At 45.1% G+C, this 2,603-nt stretch carries 3 protein-coding genes; 1 reads left to right on the top strand and 2 read right to left on the bottom strand.

The window, feature by feature from the left end:
- The first annotated feature begins 199 nt into the window (after positions 1–199).
- Complete coding sequence (locus MICAI_RS21880) at positions 200–493, top strand: hypothetical protein (protein ID WP_008207191.1); 294 nt, start codon at positions 200–202, stop codon at positions 491–493.
- Here the strand turns inward: MICAI_RS21880 and hrcA are convergent.
- Entirely contained in the window at positions 480–1,556 is a 1,077-nt protein-coding gene (gene hrcA, locus MICAI_RS21875) for a heat-inducible transcriptional repressor HrcA (protein ID WP_008207188.1), read from the bottom strand. The genes MICAI_RS21880 and hrcA overlap by 14 nt on opposite strands.
- A 380-nt stretch (positions 1,557–1,936) precedes the next feature.
- Entirely contained in the window at positions 1,937–2,275 is a 339-nt protein-coding gene (locus tag MICAI_RS21870; protein WP_002760272.1) for a rhodanese-like domain-containing protein, read from the bottom strand.
- Positions 2,276–2,603: the final 328 nt, after the last annotated feature.

The raw sequence follows: 2,603 nt of genomic DNA, 5'->3' as shown, positions 1-2,603 counted from the left end.
CAACTCACCCACCGACATCGGGGGGCAACTCCCCAACCTACCGACATCGGGGGGGCAAGGGGAGATTCAGCTAATCTAAGGATAGGCGGTTAAGATGCGTCTTAGCTTAGTGGGTTTTCTGGCGCGACGCAAGCGATCGCTAAAGATGTTATTATCTAGGACAGTCAACTGAAAATTTCTGCAACCTTCCTAGCCACCAATGAGAGCGATCGCTAAAGATGATATTCTTTATATTCACCATGAGGATGTGCCGGTTTATAAAAAAGGCGGTTCAGTGGTGAGAAATAGTTATTTTTGGGCGCTAAAATCGATCGCCTGTGGAGCGCGTCGGGGACAGGATTGGGAGTTCGATGGGGAGGTGTGGGTGGCGCTGGTGCGGATGTTGCTCTGTTTTGCCAATTCTGGCTATTTGGGCGATGGTGAGACAATTTTAGAGTTTACTGTCGATTCTCCCATTCCCGAACCTTTGCGGGGGATATCTACTTACTTATAGCCTCGCTGAGATAGTTAGCGGTGGATTCCACCAGGGGAATGGTATTTTCGTATAACATTCGCGTCGGTCCGATAATGCCAACACTACCGACGGGAGTATCTCCCTGTTTATAAAAAGCGGAGATAAGAGTACAAGGGCGCATGGATTCCAGAGGATTTTCGGAACCAATGGTGATTTTGACTTTTTTAGCTGATTTTTCCGGTTCTGGTCTTTGTAAAATCAGGGGTAAAAGGCGATCCTGTTCTGCTTCCAATAGATGCAGTAACATTTGTACTTGTTGCCATTGGGCGAATTCTGGCTGTCGAATGACTTCAGCGACACCATGGACGATAATTTCTGGGGTGGCAGTGGATTGGAGACTAGCGCCGATTTCCTGGCTTAATTGTTGGAGAAAATGGGTATAACGGGTAAATTCTCGCTCGATTTGCTGCCAATCGAGGTTAATTAAATCTGCCAAGCAATAACCTTTTAATTTTTCCCCCAGAAAATTAGAGAGGATTTGTAATTCTTCTGCTAATCCATCCTTCTTGTCCGTTGCCATAGACTCAGGAATCTCTATCATAACCGAGCGTGTTTGTAAACTATCTGTAACAATAATTAACATGATCTGCCGATCCGAGACGGGGACTAATTGCAGATGACGCAGGGTATTGGTGAGGGTGTGGGGAAGGGTAACGATAGCGATATAACCGCTTAAACCGGCTAAGAGTTGGGTGGCCCGTTGCAGCAGACTTTCGAGACTCCAAGCGGGAGATTTAGCGTTTTGATGCAGATAATAGCCGATTTTTTCGCCGATACGGTCATCGGGAGTCATTAACTCATCGACGTAGAGACGATAACCCCAATCGGAGGGAATGCGTCCGGAGGAAGTGTGGGGTTGATAGAGTAAACCTTCTTTTTCTAGTTTACCCAGAGCATTGCGAATCGTGGCGGAACTAACAGTAAATTTGTACTCATCAAGTAGAGTTTTCGAGCCAACCGGTTCGGCCGTGGCGATATAATGTTGGATTGTCGCCTTTAAGATATGTTGATAGCGATCGCTGAGATGGGTTCTAGCGGACATAGGGGAATAATCTTAACAAAAGATTTATAACATTTTTTTAGACAGTATAACGCTTAATCAGTTATCAGTTATCAGTTATCAGTTATCAGTTATCAGTTATCAGTTATCAGTTATCAGTAGTCAGTCATCAAGGTTCTTCGTTACTTGGTATGGTTCGATCGGGTGGCATAAATCGACTATATCCTTATCTGGCCAGAGATTTAATTGATTAGTTCGCTCTAGATCAAAAACAATTGACAAAAATCGCGGCAATGTCTGTCTCTATAAGGGTTTCATTCCTTATAACCCCGTCCATTGCAGAAGACAAACCGAAGGACCGTAATCAATGGGGAGAAGGGGGATAGTTTACCCCGCTCTTTTCCCGATGGAGGCGATCAAAATTAGTAACGGGGAATATTAGGATCGACGAGGAGGGAATAAGCATCGATGCCGCCGTTAATATTTTTAACATTAGTAAAACCCTGACTTTGTAGCCATTGGCACATTTGCAGGGATCTCATGCCATGGTGACAGATAACCAGGGTTTCCGCTTGGGGGTTGAATTGGCTGGCAATAGTGGGCGACCATTCTTGGTATTGACTCAAGGGTAAAATGGTAAAATTGGCTACAGATGCCATGGCAACTTCCTCCGGTTCGCGCACATCAATAAGTTGTAAATTAGGATCATGATCGGCTAAACGGAGAGCGAGTTCATGGACGCTAATTTCGGGAATGCTCATAGATTTGGTTTTAAGAATCGGTTATCTTTCCTTTAGAGTAGCAAATCGAGGGACCCTGAGCGGTTATCTGTGAACAGTGCCTAGGTTGTGATGATGGTGAGGAGAATTCTGAGGAACAAAAAAAGCGCATTTGTCCCCGGCTGGATTTCAGTTAAGCTTTGATCAGAGGTTATTGCAGGAGGGAGTTATTGATACCGAATAGATTCACCCAGATGTATTGCGCTGAAGCTATCTTTTCCCCAGTTTTTTATCCTCTGATTAATTTCTAATCTGTACTGCATTCTCTCCCTCTCCCCACCTCCCCACTTCCCCACTTCCCCACTCCCCA

This window comes from Microcystis sp. T1-4 (assembly GCF_000297435.1).
GTDB lineage: Bacteria > Cyanobacteriota > Cyanobacteriia > Cyanobacteriales > Microcystaceae > Microcystis.
The sequence above is the reverse complement of the archived record's forward strand: the minus strand, read 5'-3'. Positions and strand labels throughout refer to the sequence as shown.